Origin of the sequence: Pontibacter chinhatensis (assembly GCF_900113285.1) — a bacterium.
Taxonomy (GTDB): Bacteria; Bacteroidota; Bacteroidia; order Cytophagales; family Hymenobacteraceae; genus Pontibacter; species Pontibacter chinhatensis.
Genome location: NZ_FOOT01000001.1, coordinates 189246 through 208969, shown reverse-complemented (window position 1 = coordinate 208969; position 19724 = coordinate 189246). Strand labels below are relative to the sequence as shown.

Sequence of the window (19724 nt, the reverse complement as noted above, 5' to 3'; positions counted from 1 at the left end):
TCCAAAGACATGAAACGGATACTACTACTCGTAATGGCCATTTGCATGGCTGCCGCTACCGGTGTGTCTGCCAAAGGCGGCACTACCCTTAAAGACAGGCTAAATTCAGCTGAACAGGACACCATTGTGGTGAAAATGGCCAACGGCGCCACCATGATCCTGCACCTGGAGAACATACAGCAGCTGCAGGCTTTCCAGAACTACAGCCTCGACTCGCTGATGCGCGAACTGACCAAGTATGTGGAGCGCGTGGACCAGATGGAGAACTCCAACCAGGAGTCCAGAGAAATGACCGTGACCTTCAACAAATCCGAGCAGCAAGGCGGCCAGGGCGAGCAGGTAACCATTACGGTGCAGGAGCAGGACCCGCAAACCGGCAAAACGCATAAGGAAACGCACGAAGTGGTGGTAAATAAACACTTCAAGATTAAGGTGGATGTGGAGGAAAGCGATGGCAATACCCGCGTCAACGTGGATGTGCCCTCCAGGCACGAGCGCGACAGCCTGCGCAAGGAGCATAAAATGGAAACCTATAAGGCTACCCGCACCGGCTTTGATATGGACCTTGGCTTTAATACCTTCACCGACCAGGGCAGCGATGTGGCAGACCTCAGGCCGTGGGGCTCCCGCTACGTCAGCCTGAACTTCCGCCTTAAGTCGCAGATTGGTGGCCAGAAGAGCCCTTTCCACCTGGTGTCAGGCCTGGAGTTTGCCTTCAACAACTACATGTTCGAGGATGACATCGTGCTACAGGAAATTGACAGAACAACCTTCTTCACCCTGGACCCGGAGCGCAGCTATGAAAAGTCGAAACTGACGCATTCCTCTGTGAACCTGCCGCTGATGGCAACCCTGGAGTTTAAGCGCAACAATGGCAAAGAAGGCTTGAAGATAGGTGCAGGTCCGTTTGTAGGCTACCGCTTGGGCGCGCACACCAAGCTAAAGTATAAGGAGGACGGCAAGACCGAGAAAGACAAGACCCGCGACAGCTTTAACCTGAGTGATTTTCAGTATGGCGTGGAAGGTGTGCTTGGCTACGGAGGCGTGGACCTGTTCGCCAAGTATAACATGAACGACCTGTTCAAGGACAACCGCGGCCCACAAACCAACGTGATCAGCTTTGGTGTCCGCCTGTTCTACTAAAGTATAACGTATAAAAATTAAGGTGAGAGCAAAGAAGGAGCCCCCGGAGGCTCCTTCTTTGTTTTAACCGTGGCGGCGGAAATTGTCGATGATGATGGCCGTGGCGGTGGCCACGTTCAGTGACTCCGCCTTGCCAAAGGCCGGGATCTTGATCAGCTGATTTACCTGCTGCGCCACTTCCGGCCGGATGCCGTTGGCCTCGTTGCCCAGCACCACAATACCCTCCGGTTTGAGCTGTAGCTGGTGCAGGTTTTCGCCGTTAAGGGCAGCCCCATAGATTTTATACTTGCCGCCCAGCTGCTGCAGCCAAGTGGGCAGGTCCAGGTAGTGCACCTTTACGCGGGTAAAAGAGCCCATGGTGGCCGAAATAACTTTGGGGTTATAAAAATCGGCGCAGTTTTCTGAACACACCACATGCTCAATGCCGTACCAATCGGCAATGCGGATGATGGTGCCCAGGTTGCCGGGATCGCGGATATCGTCTAGGGCAATGGCCAGGTCGGAGGGTTTAAGCTGGAGCGGCGGCAGCTGGCGCATACTTGCCACGGCGAGTCCCGCGTTGTTGCTGGCAAAGGTGCCGGCTTTCACCAGCTCTTCCTCTTTCACCACCTCATAGGTCAGGCCCTGGCCAAGTATAGCGGCGTGCTCCCTGAGGAAGTCTTCGGTAACAAAAAGGTGCTGCAGCCGGAAATCGGATTGGAGCAGTTCAAGTATACTTTTGGCTCCCTCCACCACAAAGGCTTGGTGTTGGTTGCGGTATTTTTTTACTTGCAATGATTTGATATACTTTACAACTGCTTTCGACAACATAGCTAAAGGAAACGTTTGAGATCACGAGTATACATAGCTGCCCTGAGTTTTGCAATGCTGCTGCTACATGCCTGCATCCCGACAAAGCAACTGGGCGAGAACGAGAAGCTGCTTGTACGTATGGACCCGAAGGGCCTGAAAACGGTGGATCCGGCTGCCATTGAGAACCTTTACCAGCAGCAGCCCAACCGTATGGTGCTCCGATCCACCCCCTATCTGGCGCTCTATAATTTCGGTAAAAAGTTTTACGACCCGCAAAATATTCAGGCACGCATCCAGAAGCAGGAAGCCCGGCGCAAGACGAAAATCGAGGAAGCAGGCACGGATACGGTAAAAATTAACAAGCTGCGCGAAAAGTATAGCAACCGCATCGAGCGACTGGAGAACAAGCTGCAGGAAGGCAACTTTGTGATGCAGCTGGGCGAGCCGCCGGCCATTTTTGACTCGCTTCGCCTGGAGGAGACCATGGATCAGATCGGTATTTACCTCAACTCCAAAGGCTACTTTAACCACCAGGCAAACTACACTCTTCAGACGAAGCGGGATAAATTGCTCTTCGTGGACATCAACATCGAGGAGAAGCAGCCTTATCGTTACTCGGAGCTGAGCTACGACATTCGGGATCCGCGCATACTGGAGATTGTGCAGCGCAACGAGCCACGCTCCCTACTGAAGCTTAACGACGTCTACGACGAGGACCTGATCACGCAGGAGCGCGACCGGCTCTACGACATGCTTAAAAACCGTGGCTACTACGACTTTGCACGCGCCTACATTGAGTTTGAGGTAGACACCAGCTGGGCCGAGAATGCGGCACGCGTGAAAACCATCATCAACAGCCCGGAAAACGACTCTACCCACAAAGTATATACGATCAAGGATGTATACTTTAAAACCGATGCAGACCGCTTCGGTATCCCGCGTGACACGGTGGTATATAACGGCGTGAAGTATATCGCCTACACCCACAAGTATAACCCGGTGATCCTGGACAAGAAAGTGGACATTTACCCGGGCCAGCGCTACAGCCAGTTCCGCACGCTTACCACCCAGCGCAAGCTGGCCGATCTGGATGCCTTTCAGTTCAATAACGTCTTCTACAATAAGTTACAAGCTCCAACCGATTCAACCTATGAATTAATTGCGCTGGTAAATGCCCTGCCCGCGAAGAAGTTTCAGGAAACGGCGGAGCTGGGTATGAACTTTACCGAAAAGCGGCCGGGGCCTTTCTCCAGCCTTACGCTGCGCGTGCGCAATGTTTTTGGCGGCGCAGAGAACCTGGACTTCGGAATCAGGGGCGGTATTGAGTACCAGGCCAACATCTCAGACCCCGACCAGGCTGTGATGATCAAGGAGTTTGGCGCCAACGCCTCCCTCTCCTTCCCGGTTATACTTTTGCCCTTTACCAACAAAAACCTGCTCTCCGATTTTAGCCCGCGCACGCGCTTTTATACCGGCTACAACAGCGAGGACCGCCAGGAATACGTGCGCTCTACTTATGAGCTGGGACTGGATTACATCTGGCAGCGCTCGCGCAACCCGATGCAGCCACCGGTGATGCAGTTCATCTTCTCGCCCGTAAACTTTAACATTGTGCAGGGCGACATAAAGGATTTAACCTTCCGGAGCATGCTGGAAAGCAACGCCACCGGCAGCCGCTCGCTGCTGGGCAGCTTCGACGACGGTATTATCTCGTTTGTAGGGATGAACTTTATCTACAATACCAACGACTTCACCCAGACACGCAACGCGCACTTTTTCCGGACGATGATCGAGGTTGGTGGTTTAACCAAGGAGTTGGGGCTCAACCTGAACATCAACAACCTGCGCACTTATCAGTATGCCCGCATTAACCCGGACTACAGGCGCTACATTCCACTAGGCGGCCAGCGCTATTTTGTGTACCGCATCAACGCAGGGGTGGCCTCGCCTATCCTGAGTGGCAACACCCTGCCATACGACAAGTTTCTATTTGCTGGTGGGGCCTCCAGCGTCCGGGCCTGGCAGTCGCGCCGCCTGGGGCTTGGCTCTTACGCAGCCCTGCGGACGTTTGAGGATGAGGAAGGAAACTTGAGGATTGAACGTGATTACAACATGGAGCAACCCGGCGAGGTGTTGCTGGAGGCAAACGTGGAGTATCGCTTTAACATGTTTAGCTTTATCAACGGCGCCTTTTTTGTGGATGCGGGCAACGTTTGGTTGCTGGAGCCGAACGTGACCCGCCCCGGCGCCGATTTTCAGTTCAACCGTTTCTACAAGGAGCTGGCCGTAGGCACTGGCTTCGGACTACGCTTCGATCTATCGGTGCTTATACTTCGTTTCGACTTCGCCACCAAAGTATACGACCCGGCCCAGTGGAAAGAAGACCGCTTCGTGCTACCCCGGTTTAACATCACCGATTTCTTCTCCAGGAGCCGCAACAGCCAAAGCACCCTGCAGATTGGTATCGGATATCCTTTCTAAGACCACTGATTAGGGTTACTACACAAATTTTAGTGATTTTGAAACCACTATCATCAAGAGACCTTCCCCATATACTGGCGCCGGTATCCAACCGGTGCCGCACCTTGTACCGCGAGTCTCCAGACTCGCTTTCTGTTTTCATAAAAAAAAGCCCTGCCATTTATATAGCAGGGCTTAAGCATTCTATGGCAGTAAGTATAAATCTATACTTTTTATAGTTTGCCAATCTTTATACTTAGTAGTTAAGCAGCTCTTCCATTTTGGCAGCTACTTTATCAGGGTTTGGCAGCATTCTTTTTTCCAGCTCCACGTTAAGCGGCACGGCTGGCAGGTTGGCAGCTCCTAAAGTATAAATTGGCGCATCCAGCTTCTTAAAGCAATCCTTAGACAAACGCCCGGCCAGCGACTCAGCAAAGGAATTCATGAGCGGCTCCTCTGTGAGCACCAGCGCCTTGCCGTGGCGCTCTACCGAAGCGCGTACCGTTTCATAATCGAGCGGGTTAAGCGTGCGCAGGTCCACAATCTCTACGCTGCCTGGAAACCGTTTGGAGGCTGTTTTGGCCCAGTATACGCCCATGCCATAGGTGATGACGGTCATGCTGTTACCCAGCCGCTTCTGCTCCGCACTGGCCTCCTGCACAATGTTTGCCTTGCCCAGTGGCAGAATGTAGTGCTCGTCCGGCTCTACAGTTTTAGCATCTTCCGTTCCCGGCACCTTAGACCAGTACAGGCCTTTGTGCTCCAGCATCACTACCGGGTTGGGGTCCAGGAAGGCGGCTTTCATGAGGCCTTTCATATCGGCTGCGTTGCTCGGGTACACCACCTTTATACCTCTGATGTTAAGCAGCGTAGATTCTATACTTCCGGAGTGGTAAGGTCCGCCCCCGCCGTAGGCACCAATCGGTACCCGGATAAGGGATTGGATCGGGAATTTGCCCTTGCTCAGGTAACAGCTCTTCGACAGTTCCTCTACTAATTGGTTGATGCCAGGCCAGATATAATCGGCAAACTGTATCTCCACTATCGCTTTAGCACCCACAGCAGACATGCCAGCTGTTGAGCCAACTATGTACGCTTCCTGAATCGGGGTATTGAAGACGCGGGCATCCCCATACTTTTTGGCCAGCATGGCTGCCTCCCGGAAAACGCCGCCCAGTTCACCGCCTACGTCCTGCCCGTAGAACAGCGCTTCCGGATACGTGCGCAGGATATCATCAACCGCGTGCAAGGCGGCATCCACCATGATCACTTTCTCAGCACCGGCCGGGCTACGTTCCCCTTTTTCTTCGGTAATGGGCGTTGGGGCAAACTCGTGTGTGTCGTACTGCTCCGGATCCGGGTTGGGTGCGTTAAGCGCTTTCTCGTAATCTCTGGCAACGGTATTTCGGGCCTCCTGCTCCAGCAGCTTCACTTCGTCCACCTCCAGGCCGGCATTCAGCAGCACTTCGCGGAGCTTCGGGATGGGGTCGTCCACGGTGTGTTGCTGCAGGTTATCGCCCCGGTACCACTCGCGGCGCACACCGGAAGTATGGTGGCCTAAAAGCGGTACTTTAGCGTGCACTAGTATAGGGCGGCGCACCTGGCGGGCATACTCCATTGCTACGCGCATCCCTTCGTAAGATTCTTCAAAGTCGGAGCCGTTCACGCGCAGGCGCTCCATGCCCTTAAAGCCAGCGGCATATTCAAAGGCATCCATGGCACGCATCTCCTTACCCGTGGCCGAAATGCCCCAGTCGTTGTCCTGCACCAGGTACACGATGGGCAGCCCCTTGAGCACGGCCATTTGAAAGGCTTCGGCTACTTCGCCCTCTGTTACGGAACCATCTCCCAAGGAGCAAAGCACGATGGGTTTCTCCTCTCCTTTCAGCAGCCCCTGCCCTTCCAGGTAAGCGATGCCCTGCGCCATGCCGGTAGCCGGAATGGCTTGCATGCCGGTGGCTGAGCTTTGGTGCGGAATCGTGGGAAAGCCTTCCCGCCTTAGTGACGGGTGCCCGTAGTAAGTGCGGCCACCCGAGAAAGGGTCATCGGCCTTGGCCATGAGCTGCAGCATGAGTTCATAGGGCTGCAGGCCCATCCCCAGCAACATGGAGTCGTCGCGGTAATAGAGCGCGGCGTAGTCGTAAGGTTTGAGTTGCAGGGCGGCTGCCAGTTGGATGGCCTCGTGTCCGCGGGAGGTGCTGTGCACATACTTGCTGCAAATAGCCCTGTTCTCTTCGTAAGTCTCTGCCATGGTTTTGGCAGTGTTCATGAGTAGGTAAGCCCTTCTTAGTAATTCCAGATCTAGTTTAGTGGCTTCCAGTGTTTCTTTAGACATAGTTCGGATTAGGTTTGCCCGAATATACAATTTTTCCCTGTTTAAGTAAAGTTGGGTAGACCAGTCAGATTAGGTACTTTTGCATAGCTATACTTGCCAGCAAAGGTATAGGTTGGGAGACCTGGCCTATACTTTAAAAGGCTTCGGTTTTTACCTGTGTTAGCAAAGTATAGGCTGATTTAGGCGGAAGGCATCTCTAAAACTGATGTCCTTTGTCTTTTGTCTAATTATCTTTTGTCTAAGACTATGTTCAGAGAAAAAGTTGAGGCGTTCATGCGCCAGTTTCAGGCAGACCTTTGCCAGGCCCTCGAAACCTGTGACGGTGGCGCTGTTTTCAGTGCCGATGCGTGGGAGCACGAAGGCGGCGGTGGCGGTGTTTCCAGGGTGATTGAGCACGGGAATGTGCTCGAGAAAGGCGGCGTGAACTTCTCGGCCGTTAGCGGAGAACTGTCGCCTCAGTTCCTGAAGGCCCTGCAGATGCCCGACCCCAACTACTTTGCCACCGGGGTATCGGTGGTGATGCACCCGCACAGCCCCATGGTGCCCATCTCGCACATGAACGTGCGCTACTTTGAGGCCGGTAACGGGCAGGCCTGGTTTGGCGGCGGTATCGACATGACCCCCATTTACGTGGACGAGCGGCAGGCGCGGGAGTTTCATGAGCAGATGAAGGCAGTTTGCGACAAGCACCATCCCAGCTACTACCCCGAGTTCAAGAAATGGGCCGATGACTATTTCTACAACGAGCACCGCGACGAGACACGCGGCGTGGGCGGCATCTTCTTCGACCGTTTGATGGCCACCGGGGAAATCAGCATGGAAGAGCGCTTTGCCTTTGTGCGCGACGTGGCCTATGCTTTCATCCCGTTTTATACTTCCATCATCAACCAAAACCGCGACCTGCCTTACGGTGAGCGCGAGAAGCAGTGGCAGCTCATCCGCCGGGGCCGCTACGTGGAGTTTAACCTGGTGTACGACCGCGGCACCAAGTTCGGATTGCTGACCAAAGGCCGCATAGAGTCTATCCTGATGAGCTTGCCGACGCATGCCTCCTGGGTATATAACTTTAAGGCAGAGCCGGGCAGCCCGGAAGAGCAGACGCTTAACCTGCTCAAGAAAGACATCGACTGGATTAACGCCGGAAAATAATGCTCGAAACGCTCAAGCAGCTGGACAGGGAACTGTTTATTTCCCTCAACGGCATGCACAGCCCGATCTGGGACACCATCATGGTGTTCATGTCGGATAAGTACGTATGGATTCCGTTTTACCTGGGACTCATCGGCTACCTGGTGTGGCGCTACAAACGGAAAAGTATAGCCATGATCCTGCTGGTGATCATATCTATCGGCCTGGCCGACTTTGTTGCCTCCGGCATCATGAAGCCATACTTTATGCGCCTGCGCCCCTGCCACGACCCGGCTCTCGCCGACGTCATAAACATCGTGCGCAACTGCGGCGGCAAGTTCGGGTTTATTTCCTCGCATGCGGCCAACACTTTTGCGCTGGCGGTTTTCTTCAGCATGGTGCTCCCCCACCGTTACCTTATCTTTAAGGTGCTGCTGGTAACATGGGCTGTGATAGTGACTTATAGCCGCATTTACCTGGGTGTGCATTATCCTTCGGACGTGTTGCTGGGGGCACTGCTGGGCTCGCTGCTGGCTTATCTGGCATCGCTGGTATACTTCAGGGTAATAGACCGCTACGCCTACTTCCACGCCTGAGTCCGAGGCCCGTTTTACAAGTATAAAATTATGGCCATTCCATACTTTTATACTTGTAAAACGGGCCTCCAAAGTATAGCTCAGGCTAATTCCGAAAACTTGTAACCGCATTTGTAGCAGTAGGCCGCATCGGCCTGATGCCCTTCGGCATGGCAGTTGGGGCAAACCTGTTGCGTCAGATTGGCTCTGTCGGAGCGCGACATTTCTACGGTTACAATACCTGTTGGCACCGCAATGATGCCATAGCCCATAATCATTACCAAGCTAGCCACAAACTGGCCAAGTGTGGTTTGCGGGGCAATATCACCGTACCCAACGGTGGTAAGGGTGACGATGGTCCAGTAAATGCTCTTGGGGATGCTGGTAAACCCATTTTCACGCCCCTCTATCACATACATCAGCGAACCGATTATCACCACCAGCAACGACACTGTGCCCAGGAACACGGCTATTTTGGTGGCGCTCGCCCTGAGGGCCCTGGTTAGTACCTGCCCCTCGTTAATGAACTGGGTCAGCTTAAAAATACGGGCGATACGCAGCAAACGGAGCACCCGCACCACCAGCAAATACTGTGAGCCAAGTATAAACAGGCTCAGGTAGGTCGGGAGGATGGCCAGCAGGTCGACTAGCCCGAAAAAGGAGAAGATATACTTTACAGGCCTTGGGGTGCTGTAAATGCGGAGGAAATATTCTATTGTAAAGATAATGGTAAAGGCCCACTCCAGGACGAGGAAGAGCTGCAGGTAGTTGCGGCGCACCGAGACGATGCTTTCGAGGGAAACGACAACGACACTTGAAATAATGAGTATGAGCAAGGCAACGTCAAAGGCTTTGCCTGCCGGCGTATCAGCTTCAAAAATAATCCGGTAAAGTTTTTTTCTTCGCTCGCTAAACGCAACCATTGGCTAATCAGGATTTAACCAAATGGTATACGGCTGGCTAGCGGCAAAGCTACAAGGTCACCTATACTTGCTTAAAGTATAAGTTGAACTACAAAGTATAAAATGCTATTATCAAACTACATACTCGAGATAACATGCACCGAGTCGCGCTGTAATCTTTGGCTTAAGTAGCCTCTGATGCGGCCTTCATACTCCTGAATCTGGTGGGGCTGCAGCTTCGGCTTTGGTGGCTTCAGAGCAGCCTTTTTACCCTGCCCGGCTTTCTCCGGCACGGATGGCTCCTGCTGTCTCCAGTCAATCATCACCAGCGCAACGGTATCAGGCTTGGCCGGGTTTGTCGTGCTGATCATGTCCCCTAGCTGCACATTTTGTATCTCCGGGAACAGCTGCTTTAGCTCGCGATCGGCGGCAAGGCGCAAGTCCAACTGCTGCTGCCTACGTATACTGTCAGCGCGCTGCTCCTGCAGCTTCTGCAGTTCAAGGGCTTTCAGGAAATCCTGTGTCACGTTGTTGGTAACGTCATAGGCTATTTTCTGGACCTCTTCCGGCGATATATCCAGTTGAACGAGTTTTACCCGGTAATCTTTGAGGTCATTTTCAGCAAGTACCGCGTCATACTGCTTAACCAACTTTTCATCTACCTGCTTGCCTACGCTGTAAATCTTCACATACTTTAACGAGTCCTCCGTCTGCATCTCCCACTTGATTATCTCGTTGTTTCGCTTGGTGAAATCATTTATTACCAGCTGCTCAATCTGCTTTTTTGTCTTGATTTCGGTGTAGATGTTATACAGGAAGTATACGCTTGGCAACACTACAATAATTAAGACCACGGCCATGGCCTGTGCCACACGTTTTTGCTTGACTGCGTCTACATAAGCCTTGGTATGGAAATGCAGGTACTTGACAATCATGTAGGTGGCCAGGCTGATGAACACCGCGTTGATGAAGAACAGGTAGAAGCCGCCAAGAAAGTAGTCGTAGCGGCCAACGGCCAGTCCGAAGCCCGCCGTACAAAGCGGAGGCATCAACGCTGTGGCAATGGCTACCCCCGGAATGGCGTTTGACTTGTCGGAGCGGGAAATAGACACGATGCCGGCTACTCCCCCGAAAAACGCTACGCCCACATCCAACAAGGTGGGGGTGGTGCGGGCCAGCAGTTCATTGGTTGGCTCCCCAAGCGGTGTGACACTGAAGTATAAAAAGCTAACCACCAGCCCTGCGGCAGCAGCCAGGGCCAGGTTCTTGACCGAATCGATGAGCATTTCGCGGTCGTTGATGCCTACCGCTAACCCTACACCCAGTATGGGCGACATCAGCGGGGAGACAAGCATGGCTCCGATTATGACAGCGCCTGAGCCGGTATCAAGCCCGATGGAGGCAAGCACAGCGGAACAGATCAGCATCCAGGTGTTATTGCCCCTAATCGGAATTTTATCGTTTATCTCACGTATAGTTCCTTCTTCGTCGGTTTCGTGCTGGATGTTCAGCACGTTATTCAGCAGTCTTTTTAGGGATTGTAGCAGCATACTTGGGTGGTGTAGGAGCTACAAAAATAAAAAAAATAGCCAGGGCACCTAGTTTAAGTTAAGCAATAGCAGCGAAAACGACGCTGCAGTGCTGACATAAAGAGCAGGTTTTGAATACTTTGTCTCTCAACTGGCATAAAAAAGAAGCAGCCACACCAGACAAGCTGATGCGGCTGCTTCAGGGTATAATCAATCGCCATTAATTATTCATATGCCAGCGGGCTCAGGTGTTGCTGTTTGCTCATGAGCCTCATCAGGTACAACCGCAAGGGCGCCATGGTTTGGATGGCTCTCAACAGCTCCTGCTTCGGTATCTCGACAAATTTGGCGTCTTCGGCAAGTATAGCCGTGTGGCTGTGCTCCTCTTTCAGCAGATCCTGAATTCCTATTAAATTCCCCTGCGCTACGAGCGTGTCGTGCGGCAGGTTTGGTATACTTAACGTTGCCACTCCCTCAAGCAGCAGGTAAAAGCGCTCCGTTGGTTGACCCGCTCTGTACAGGCAGGTACCCGCTCTTGAGCAGCGCTGTTGTACCTGTAGCTTTCCTTCTTCAATCGCTCTCTTCAGCATTTCCTTATAAGCGAAGACACACAACTACTTGCAGATAGCTACCTACATTTATACTTTAAAATCGTCCAAAGTCACTAAACCCGGAGTTGCCTCTTGCTTGGTTTTGCTTTTGCAGTTGGCGCAGCATCCGAAGCAGGGCTTGCGTTTTACCTGCCTAAAGGTGAGCAACGGAATTTGTGTATGGTACGCTTTAGTTTTGAGGTAATTGTTGCTGAAAAGGCGCTGCATCAGGTAATTGTCCTGGGTCGCCATTAGCAGCATATCGGCTCCCTCCCTTTCTGCAAAGTCGCTGATGCCTTCCAGCACGTCCTCTTCCTCCAGCAGCCTTACGCTTACCTTCTTGCTGTTGAGCAGCGCCTCTACTTCCCGCATGGCCTGGTTCATAATGCTGAGCTGCGGTTTATCTGCCAAAGTATAAACTTGTACCAGCATGAGTTTTGCTTTAGCCTGCGTGGCAAAGGCCAGGATGCGCTGCAGTACCTTGGGGTCGCGGTCGGTAAAGTCTGTTGCGAAGACCAGGTGCATCAGCTTTTGGTAGTCTTTGCCCTCGGGCAGAACCATCACAGGCACATCCACCAGGTGCATGATGGCAGCAGCGTGGTCATTGTCTGCCTGCTTGTGCTCCGCTACCGGCAGGGCGTGCATCAGCACCATGTCCACTGCATAATCCTGCACCACGCTTTTTATACTTTCGTGCAGCATCCCAGGCTTTACTAGACACTCAAACTGCTTGAAACACGTCTGGTTATACCTGTTTAAGTGGTGATCAGCAAACGTGCGAAGCGCCTGTATGGCGCGGCTCTGCTGCGTGAAGGTCAGCGTAGTGGTGCCGGTGTTGTAGAGCAGCACCAGTTCCGCTCCCATTGCCTTGGCCAGCGATCCGGCATAGGAAACTAGCTTCCCGCTCGCATCATCAAACTGTACAGGTACCAGTAGTTGCTTCATAGTTCTTGACGTGTTCTTTTTTAAGCCCGGAATAAATTACCTGTGGTAAAATTACGCCAACTTAATATTGCAGGTGCTGAGCAATGTCAGCCGCAAAAGTGACTTTTGTCATTTTTGCGCGGTCGTGCCTGGCTTGGTGCAACAGCTCATCTCTGTAGTATGCCCCGTTGTCTGCACTACCTTGGGGCTCAGGTATGGGATGCCCAACCCTAATCCACGCACGATAAAAAGTATGGCTAAGGCCATGCCCACGTAAGGCACTATTCTGTTAAAGGTACCCCTTAACTTTAGGCTGATAAATTTGCCCGAGAGCGAGACAAGAAACATAAGCGGGAAAGTACCCAGACCGAATAAGGCCATGTACAGCATAGCACCAGGTATGCCCGGTGCGCTGATGGCGCCGGCCAGCGCGATGTACACAAAGCCGCATGGCAGCAGCCCGTTCAGCGACCCTACCATAAAGAGCGCGCCTAGGTTGTCGCGCCCAAAATAGTAGCCGAGCTTACGTCGCACCCAAACCACGGCTTTGTCGGTGCCCAGCATGGCCCCTGCCCTGCCCTTAAAGGCGGCTGGGGCAACCAGAAAGAAAAGTATGAGCAATCCTGAAATGATGGAGACTACCTGCTGTAGCCCCGCCAACTGCAGCGATTGCCCAAAGGCACCTGCCAGCGCGCCTAGCAAAGCGTAGGTTACCAAGCGCCCCCCATTGTACAGGAGCCGGCCAGCATAATAGCGCCAGCCGCTGCTCCTGCCAAATGGTAAGGCCATGGCTATCGGGCCGCACATCCCGACGCAATGGAAACTGCCTAAAAGTCCGAAGAGAAAACCAGCCCAGATCATGGCTACTTAATTTGTATCGTTTTCTCGGTGTAATAATCCTCGTTGTTGGCGCTGAAGCTAACGCGCACCTTCCAGAGCCCGCTCTCCAGGTCTGCTACCTCCAATAGCTGGCTGTGGTCGCGGCCCAGCTGCAGCGGTAATTGCTTGTCCAGCTTGTCGTCAGAAGGGCGAAACAGCGTAATGGTGCCGCTCAGGTTCATATCCTGGTACGTAGCCGGCATCTGCAAAAGTATGGCCTCGTCCCCGGCTTTGTAGTTGAGCATCACATCACCCAGCGCCTGCGTACGCCGTACGCGCTCAATCTGGTCCTGGTACTTAATTTCCTGCGCGTAGTAATCCTTGCTTACCAGGTCTACATCCTGGTTCATGGCCTGGTACACGAAGTGCGCTATGTAGCCCATGAAACTCACCATGCACACCACAATCATGTAGGGCCAAAGGGTAAAGCTATTATTTTTTTGTGCGGTTTTCATCTCGATGTTTGTTTATACTTTCTGTATCCCTTTAAGAGGGTTTTATAATTTCTTAGTTGGCCGGCCCGAGAAACTTGGTATCGGTAGAGGTAATCAGCTCCTCGCCGTTAAACACCCCAATCTCTATCTCTGAGTTCATGCCCTTCAACTCCTTTTGGGCTATCTCGGCAAAGAATACCCCCTCTACAATACCCTGTGCCGGAAGTATAAGCGTGTTGCCCACCACCTTAATGGTGCCCTCCTTGTCCAGCAGCTTCAGGGTAAGCGGCATCTCGTGGTTTGTTTTGTTGATCACGGAGATGTTGTAAAGGTTCTTGATCTGACCGTTCTCTGCTTTCTGGTACAGTTGCCCCGGCGTACGAAGAATGGTCGCCTCAGCCTCGTCGCGGGTGAGCAGCAGCGTAGTAAGCGCCGTGAGAAGTATAGCCAGCACAGCCGTATAGCCCATCACGCGGTTTGTAAAGAAAGTCCACTTCTTACCCGTCTCCAGCGCCTCCTCCGATTCGTAGCGTATCAGCCCTTCCGGCTTGTCGATCATGCGCATGATGTCGTTGCAGGCGTCGATGCAGGCCGTGCAGTTGATGCACTCCAATTGCTGCGCCCCGTTGCGGATGTCGATGCCCGTAGGACAAACCTGCACGCACTGGTTACAATCGATGCAATCGCCCTCGGTGCGCTCCTGGTTTTTGCGCAACTTGCCGCGCGGCTCGCCACGGGTATAGTCGTAAGCCACCACCACGGTTTTTTTGTCCTGCATTACTCCCTGCAGTCGGCCGTACGGACAAACGATGGTACACACCTGCTCCCGGAACCAGGCAAACACCCAGAAAAACACCCCGGTAAACAGCAGCAGGGCACCAAACCCGGCCTTATGCTCCAGCGGCCCATCCAGAATTACTTTTTTAAGCTCGTCTACCCCGATAATATAGGCCAGAAACAGGTTGGAGATGAGGAAGGATATCAGCAGAAAAATGCTGATTTTGGAGCCCTTTTTGAGAATCTTTTCCGCGTTCCAAGGCATTTTATCCAGCGCGCGCTGCTTGGTATAGTCTCCTTCGATGGCATACTCTATGCGGCGGAAGACCATTTCCATGAAGATGGTCTGGGGGCAGACCCATCCGCAGAACACGCGGCCGTACACCACCGTGAAAAGTATGATAAAGACAACAAGCGTGAGGAAAGCCAGCACCAGAATGAAGAAATCCTGCGGCCAGAACAGCACCCCGAAAATAACGAACTTGCGCTCCACCACATTAAGCATGAGCAGCGGCAGCCCGTTTATTTTGATAAACGGCCCTGCAAACAGCAGCGCCAGCAGCAGGTAGCTTACATACTTGCGGTAGTTGTATAGTTTGCCTTTCGGCTTTTTAGGGTACACCCAAATGCGTTTACCCTCTTCATCCACAGTAGAGATGTGGTCCCGAAACTCATCGGTAGGTTTTGCTTTAATTGCCATGGCAGTGGTAATTTGTGCGGATATTATTCCTGCCTGTATAAAGGTTAAAAAGTCTGAAAATCAGATGCTGAAAGAGCATGTTGCTGACTCCACAAAATTCCAAATTCCGCCTATCTTAAAAGATGACTTATGTCATAAAGCCAGGTGATTATCATCAGTAGACAGGTGTAAATAAGTATGGCAGGCGCTTTCCGGAGAAAGGCCTGCCATACTTATACTTTAGCATCTGCAATGATTACATCTTTTCGCCCTGCGGCTCTTTGGCATTTGCCGGGTTGGTTCCCTGCAGACTCAGGATGTAGCTGGACACTTCCAGCATCTGGTCCTTGGTGAGTTTACCCTGCCATGGCACCATGCCTTTGGACGGCACACCAAACTTAACCGTCTTGAAGATGTCGTTCACATCGCCACCGTGCAACCAGTACTCGTCTGTCAGGTTTGGCCCTACCGTACCCTGGCCCTCCGCCCCGTGGCAGGCAGCACAGTTTGCCGTGTAGATGCTCTTGCCAGACTCCAGGGCCGCAGCGTCTGTCAGCACCTCGTAGTTGGTTACAGCATTAGGATCTTCCGCATTTTTGGCGGCAAGCAATGCGGCCTGCTGCATTTCCATTTCATACTCTTCGGTCTGCAGCGCGCCGGTCTTAAACACGTGGTAGTGCAGCATGTAGCCCACCGCAAACACGATGGTTACATAGAACAGGGCTTTCCACCATGGAGGCAGGTCGTTGTCATACTCCTGAATGCCGTCGAAGTCGTGGTCTGAGTGGATGTGGTCCTTGGCTTTACCCGTCACAACCGTCGCATCGCCGCGCAGCAGGAACAGCACACGGCCTGCGAAGGAGCTGCGGAAGTCTTCATCATAAATCGAGTTGCCCAGCATCGGGATGAAGAGGCGGAACAAGAGCACCACCACCAGCACCATCAGCACAATAATGGCAGCGGACAGCGCGAAGGTGAACAGCAGCACCGGAGGCAGGTCCAGGAAAGCTACTTCGGCCGGCTCAGCGGCTACAGCAGGAGCAGCGGCATCGGCAGCAGCTGGCTCTTCAACAGCTGCTGCAACTGGAGCAGCACTTGCCTCTTTTATATAGGCAATTACGTTGCTGATATCCCCCTCAGAAAGCGAGGTGTTGAAGGCAGGCATCGGCATCTTGTTGAACTTCTCAAACACCGCTACCGCATCCTTATCGCCGGCCTGTACCATCTCCTGCGAGTTGGAGATGAACTTGGCCAACCACTCATCGCCCCTGCGCTCATGCACATCCCTCAGTGCCGGACCAACCACGTCTGCATCAATGCTGTGGCACACGGCGCAGTTCGCGTCAAACACGGCCTTTCCTGCCACGGCGTCCTGTGCCTGGGCGTTTGTCGCCCCCATCAGCAGCAGCCCGGCTGCGAGGCCCAGACTGCCTTTACCAAGTAATTTCTTTACAGCGATCATTGTCTTGCGTATTCAGTGGTGGTGTCTTCGTTTTCGTCGGTACAGGCAAGGCTGCTCATGGTTTGCACGTACTTCTTGTCCATCAGGATGACATATAGAATCAAGCCCAGAAAGAACAGGAAGAAGATGACAAACGAGATAATCGGGTATATTTCGATGCCTTCTATGGCTTGCAAAACGTTCTTATACATTTCTTTAGAATTTGCGACCTTGGGACAGAGGACAAAAGACCAGAGAATTTTCTCTTTTGTCTTTTGTCACTCAGTCCTTTGTCAGGTTTACTACTCCGTTACTTCTTTCACCTTAATGTCGGTACCCAGGCGCTGCAGGTAAGCAATCAGGGCCACAATCTCGGCCTCTGGTTTCACCTCGATGCCCTCTTTTGCCAGTTGCTCCGTAATTCCGGTGGCTTGTGCCATCAGCTCCTGGTTAGCATTGGCGATGTACTCATCCTCGTAAGGCACGCCCAGCTTTTGCAGGGTTTTCAGCTTGGCTTCTGTTGAGCTTAGGTCGATGTCTTGCTCGAACAACCAGGGGTAAGCTGGCATAATAGAGCCTGGCGACATGGAAGTTGGGTCCATCATGTGGTGGTAGTGCCAGCTGTGCGGGTACTTGCCACCCACGCGGTGAAGGTCCGGACCGGTTCGCTTGGAACCCCACAGGAAGTTGTGGTCATACACGAACTCGCCCGCTTTCGAATACTCTCCGTATCGCTCTGTCTCGGAACGGAACGGACGTACCATCTGTGTGTGGCAGTTCACGCAACCCTCTTTGATGTACAGGTCACGCCCCTGCAACTCCAGCGAAGTATAAGGCTTCACGCTCTCAATCGTCGGCACGTTGGATTTAATCACGAAGGCAGGGATGAACTCTACCAGACCGCCAATCAGGATGGCAACGGTTGCCCAGATAGCCATCTGTGTTGGGCGCTTCTCAATCCAGGAGTGCCAGTGACCGGCGTTTTTAGATACAGACACCACTATCACAGGAGCCTCGGTTCTTTCGTTGGCTACCAAGCTGCCAGACTTAGCCGTTTTGTACAGGTTGTATACCATCAGAAATACACCACTCAGGTAAAGGATACCACCGATACCGCGCAGGTAGTACATTGGCACAATCTGCAGCACGGTCTCCAGGAAGTTAGAGTACTGAAGCGTACCTTCAGCAGTGAACTGTTTCCACATCAGGCCTTGTGTAAAGCCGGCCCAGTACATCGGAATGGCGTAGAACAGGATGCCCAGCGTGCCAAGCCAGAAGTGGGTGTTGGCCAGCTTCTTAGAGTATAGCTCCGTTTTATAGATGCGTGGGAACAGCCAGTAAAGTATGGCAAAGGTCAGGAAACCGTTCCAACCCAGGGCACCCACGTGCACGTGTGCTACAATCCAGTCAGTAAAGTGGGCAATGGCGTTTACGTTCTTCAGCGACAGCATCGGGCCCTCGAAGGTAGCCATACCGTAGGCAGTGATAGCCACCACCATGAACTTAAGCACCGGCTCCTCGCGCACCTTATCCCAGGCACCGCGCAGTGTCAAGAGGCCGTTAATCATACCACCCCAGCTCGGAGCAATCAGCATCACTGAGAATACCACACCCAGCGACTGCGCCCAGTCAGGCAGCGAAGTATAAAGCAAGTGGTGCGGCCCGGCCCAGATGTAAATAAAGATCAGGGACCAGAAGTGAATGATGGACAGGCGGTAAGAGTATACCGGGCGGTTAGCTGCTTTAGGCAGGAAGTAGTACATCAGGCCCAGGAACGGCGTGGTCAGGAAGAACGCCACTGCGTTGTGGCCATACCACCACTGCACCAGCGCATCCTGCACCCCGGCGTAGCCAGAGTAGCTTTTAAAGAAATCAACCGGCAGCGCGTAGGAGTTTACGATGTGCAGTACGGCTACTGTTAAGAAGGTAGCGATGTAGAACCAGATGGCTACGTACATGTGCTTTTCGCGGCGTTTGGAAATAGTGCCGAACATGTTCCAGCCAAACACTACCCAGATAAGGGTAATAGCAATATCAATAGGCCACTCCAGCTCGGCATACTCTTTAGAGGAGGTTATACCCAGCGGCAGGGTAATAACGGCGGCCACAATAATCAGCTGCCAGCCCCAGAAGTGAATCTTGCTGAGGAGGTCTGAATACATGCGGGCCTTACAAAGTCGCTGCAGCGAGTAGTAAACACCCATAAAAATGGCGTTGCCCACAAACGCGAAAATAACGGCGTTAGTGTGCAGCGGCCTAACCCGGCCAAAGGTGGTATACTGGGTGCCCATGTTCATGTCTGGGTTAGCCAGCTGGAAGGCGATGATGACGCCTATCAGCATACCGGCTACGCCCCAGAACACGGTGGCGATACCAAAATCCCGAACGATCTTATTGTCATAAAAGAACGTGTCGGTCACGCCCCGGTCCTTGCCTTTCGGCACAACCCGGTCGGGCGCATTTTCCAAGACTTCAGCTGCATTAGTTGACATGTGCGGTGTCCTCCGTTTTGTTTAATTGTTTGTGTCCTAGTTAATTATTGTACTCTATGAAGTCACAGTGTGCTGCCTGACAGAAAGGTAAGAGATCAGATTACTGTGTTATTTCAGGATTCAAAATTGGGCAGGAATGCCTTTTTAAAAGATGATGTAAGTCACTTTAGCAGGTGATTGATATCAGTTGCGCGAACTATAGCCAGCACAACCTGCCCTTAACTCATACTTTAGGTTTTAACTATATACTTCTGTCAGTAAGCCACATGCACACAGACCATAGTATAAATTCTACTTGTGGTACTATACCTGAAGCATGCCCGTGCCTCTGCAAGCCTTTAACTCTTGGGTACAGCACTTCCGGCCAGCCTGTGGGTTAGTAAAGCAGCAGGCGGAAAGTATGATTTTGACTTAGGGTGAATGGGTTCTCAGGTTTTAGCTTCAGGGTAAAGCTTGCTTCCCTTTTTCTGCTGCTTGGTATCCTGCTGCTCCGTGTCGTTCTCGAAAAGCATGCGTACGGCGGGCGTATAATCATCGTCGTACTGGCCGGAACGAACTGCCCAGAGAAAGGCGCCCAGGAAACAGGCGGCTACCGTGACGCTTATAGCTATCATTAAGAATATAATATACATGTTAGTTGAGAA

Annotated in this window: 17 protein-coding genes; 4 read left to right on the top strand and 13 right to left on the bottom strand. The window is 52.6% G+C overall.

Going from position 1 to position 19724, the window contains the following annotated elements:
• Positions 1-9: 9 nt before the first annotated feature.
• Entirely contained in the window at positions 10-1143 is a 1134-nt protein-coding gene (locus tag BM040_RS00865; RefSeq protein ID WP_092098091.1) for an outer membrane beta-barrel protein, read from the top strand.
• A gap of 63 nt (positions 1144-1206) precedes the next feature.
• Here BM040_RS00865 and BM040_RS00860 read toward each other — a convergent pair whose 3' ends face one another.
• Positions 1207-1953 carry a TrmH family RNA methyltransferase gene (locus BM040_RS00860; protein ID WP_092098089.1) on the bottom strand — a complete coding sequence of 249 codons (747 nt, stop codon included), beginning with the start codon at positions 1951-1953 and terminating at the stop codon, positions 1207-1209.
• Positions 1954-1968: 15 nt separating this feature from the next.
• On the opposite strand from BM040_RS00860, the gene tamL reads away from it, so the two are divergent.
• Entirely contained in the window at positions 1969-4416 is a 2448-nt protein-coding gene (gene tamL, locus BM040_RS00855; protein WP_092098088.1) for a translocation and assembly module lipoprotein TamL, read from the top strand.
• Positions 4417-4651: 235 nt separating this feature from the next.
• Here tamL and BM040_RS00850 read toward each other — a convergent pair whose 3' ends face one another.
• Positions 4652-6730, bottom strand: coding sequence for an alpha-ketoacid dehydrogenase subunit alpha/beta (locus tag BM040_RS00850; RefSeq protein WP_092098086.1), 2079 nt, complete (start codon positions 6728-6730; stop codon positions 4652-4654).
• Positions 6731-6976: 246 nt separating this feature from the next.
• Between BM040_RS00850 and hemF the strand changes: the two genes are divergently transcribed.
• Entirely contained in the window at positions 6977-7879 is a 903-nt protein-coding gene (gene hemF, locus BM040_RS00845) for an oxygen-dependent coproporphyrinogen oxidase (RefSeq protein ID WP_092098084.1), read from the top strand.
• Positions 7879-8454, top strand: a complete 576-nt coding sequence (locus tag BM040_RS00840) for a phosphatase PAP2 family protein (protein ID WP_092098083.1) — start codon at positions 7879-7881, stop codon at positions 8452-8454. The genes hemF and BM040_RS00840 overlap by 1 nt, the downstream gene beginning before the upstream one ends.
• 80 nt (positions 8455-8534) lie before the next feature.
• Here BM040_RS00840 and BM040_RS00835 read toward each other — a convergent pair whose 3' ends face one another.
• From BM040_RS00835 to ccoS, 11 genes are all read right to left on the bottom strand, one after another.
• Positions 8535-9356: an ion transporter gene (locus BM040_RS00835; RefSeq protein ID WP_092098081.1), complete on the bottom strand. Its 822-nt coding sequence runs from the start codon at positions 9354-9356 to the stop codon at positions 8535-8537.
• Positions 9357-9472: 116 nt separating this feature from the next.
• The gene (locus BM040_RS00830; protein ID WP_092098079.1) at positions 9473-10885 is read right to left on the bottom strand and encodes a TIGR00341 family protein; all 1413 of its coding nucleotides are present in this window, start codon (positions 10883-10885) and stop codon (positions 9473-9475) included.
• 203 nt (positions 10886-11088) lie between these two features.
• Positions 11089-11454 (bottom strand): cyclic nucleotide-binding domain-containing protein, encoded by a 366-nt coding sequence (locus BM040_RS00825; protein ID WP_092098077.1) that lies wholly within the window; start codon positions 11452-11454, stop codon positions 11089-11091.
• A 48-nt stretch (positions 11455-11502) separates the two neighbouring features.
• The gene (locus BM040_RS00820; RefSeq protein WP_092098075.1) at positions 11503-12399 is read right to left on the bottom strand and encodes a universal stress protein; all 897 of its coding nucleotides are present in this window, start codon (positions 12397-12399) and stop codon (positions 11503-11505) included.
• A gap of 108 nt (positions 12400-12507) precedes the next feature.
• On the bottom strand, positions 12508-13239 hold the full coding sequence (locus BM040_RS00815) for a sulfite exporter TauE/SafE family protein (protein ID WP_092098073.1): 732 nt from the start codon (positions 13237-13239) through the stop codon (positions 12508-12510).
• Positions 13240-13241: 2 nt separating this feature from the next.
• A complete protein-coding gene (locus tag BM040_RS00810) occupies positions 13242-13712 on the bottom strand; it encodes a FixH family protein (RefSeq protein ID WP_092098072.1) in 471 nt (156 codons plus the stop codon).
• 52 nt (positions 13713-13764) lie between these two features.
• On the bottom strand, positions 13765-15168 hold the full coding sequence (gene ccoG / locus BM040_RS00805) for a cytochrome c oxidase accessory protein CcoG (RefSeq protein WP_092098070.1): 1404 nt from the start codon (positions 15166-15168) through the stop codon (positions 13765-13767).
• A 235-nt stretch (positions 15169-15403) separates the two neighbouring features.
• Positions 15404-16609 carry a c-type cytochrome gene (locus BM040_RS00800; protein ID WP_092098068.1) on the bottom strand — a complete coding sequence of 402 codons (1206 nt, stop codon included), beginning with the start codon at positions 16607-16609 and terminating at the stop codon, positions 15404-15406.
• On the bottom strand, positions 16606-16800 hold the full coding sequence (locus BM040_RS00795) for a hypothetical protein (protein ID WP_092098066.1): 195 nt from the start codon (positions 16798-16800) through the stop codon (positions 16606-16608). Before BM040_RS00795 ends, BM040_RS00800 begins: the two co-directional genes overlap by 4 nt.
• Positions 16801-16890: 90 nt before the next feature.
• Entirely contained in the window at positions 16891-19080 is a 2190-nt protein-coding gene (gene ccoN, locus BM040_RS00790) for a cytochrome-c oxidase, cbb3-type subunit I (protein ID WP_092098064.1), read from the bottom strand.
• Positions 19081-19508: 428 nt separating this feature from the next.
• Positions 19509-19712 (bottom strand): cbb3-type cytochrome oxidase assembly protein CcoS, encoded by a 204-nt coding sequence (gene ccoS, locus BM040_RS00785; RefSeq protein WP_092098063.1) that lies wholly within the window; start codon positions 19710-19712, stop codon positions 19509-19511.
• Positions 19713-19724 lie beyond the last annotated feature (12 nt).